The sequence below is a fragment of the Variovorax sp. P4_D9 genome, from assembly GCF_056401695.1.
The window spans coordinates 1-1288 of sequence record NZ_JBFUIU010001465.1 but is presented as its reverse complement, the minus strand read 5'-3'; the positions used below and the strand labels follow the sequence as shown (position 1 = coordinate 1288).

1 protein-coding gene is annotated in these 1288 nt (G+C 58.4%); it reads left to right on the top strand.

Going from position 1 to position 1288, the window contains the following annotated elements:
- Positions 1 to 4 precede the first annotated feature (4 nt).
- Positions 5 to 1060: a GlxA family transcriptional regulator gene (locus AC1DY5_RS56035; protein ID WP_478122773.1), complete on the top strand. Its 1056-nt coding sequence runs from the start codon at positions 5 to 7 to the stop codon at positions 1058 to 1060.
- The last annotated feature ends 228 nt before the right edge of the window (positions 1061 to 1288 follow it).

Below are 1288 nucleotides of genomic sequence, written 5' to 3'. Positions count from 1 at the left end.
GATCATGAAGGTGGCCATCGTCGTTTTTGACGGGGTGCAGGCACTGGACGTCGCGGGACCGATGGATGTTTTTGCCGAGGCAAACAATTTCCTCCCACCGGAACAGCAGTATCAGATCACTCTTGTCGGCATGCACGCCGGAAGCGTCCGATGCGCCAACGGATTGGAGCTCAATGTCGAGACCGACTACCTGCAGTACGAAGACCAGCCTGACCTGCTCCTCGTCGCAGGTGGCCCGAAGCTTCCAGAGGTACTGCCTACACCAGGCTTCATTCAGTGGTTGAGTGCGAAAGCAGAGGGTTCACGGCGTTTCGGCTCGGTTTGCAATGGCGCCTTCCCGCTGGGCCATGCTGGATTGCTGAATGGCAAACAGGTCACCGCCCATTGGGACCACGTCGATCGTCTCGTCGCTCAGTTCCCGAGGGCTCGCGTCCGGCCAGACAAGATTTTTGTTCGGGACGGCAGTCTTTTTACCTGCGCTGGTGTAACAGCCGGGGTCGACCTCAGTCTGGCCTTGGTCACGGAGGACTGGGGCCACGAGATGGCGCTGCGCATCGCCAAGCAGCTGATCGTGTATATCCGCCGCGACGGCGGTCAGTCCCAGTACAGCCCGTACCTCGCGGTTGGCCCGAAGGAAGAGACCATCGTGGCGAAGGTACTGCGCTATGTCACGGACCATATCAATGAGCAGCTGTCCATTGAACAACTGGCTGATGCCGTCGCGGTAAGCCGCCGGACTTTCTCGCGCGTCTTTGCGAAAGACGCCAATATGACGCCTTCCGCATTTGTGGAGAAAGTGCGGGTCGATTTCTCCCGCAAATTGTTGGAAGAGACAGACCTTCCGCTAAAGACGGTGGCATTTCGATGCGGGTTCCATAGCGGCAATCACATGCGAGTCATCTATGCAAGGCGGCTGGATACGACCCCGCGGGAATACCGTCAGCGCTTTCGGCCTAAAGAGCTCGGGAAGCCGCGGGAAGAGGCCTTTGATTCGTCCACCGTCACCAGTGTGCGAAGCACCCTCAGCGCCCCTTCCCTCCATCAAGCCGGGCCTCGATAGCGCCAGGGCTTGTGGCAAGCCATTGGAAGCAGCTTCGCTATCTGCTTCATTTCCATGGACGAAACGCTGGCAGTTGATGCATACCGCCGGTGAGACGCGCAAGGCGCCAATCTAGTGTGCTGAGTTAGAAGTTCGCAGACAAAACCGCTCGACACCTGCAAGGATGTCATCGGCGGTCTTGACCCATTGGAAGGGCTTGGGCTTGGCGTTGTTGATGTCGAGATACTG

What these genes read in the sequence shown, in the direction of transcription:
- AC1DY5_RS56035 (WP_478122773.1), top strand. Translation starts at nt 5, where the DNA reads ATGAAGGTGGCCATCGTCGTTTTTGACGGGGTGCAGGCACTGGACGTC.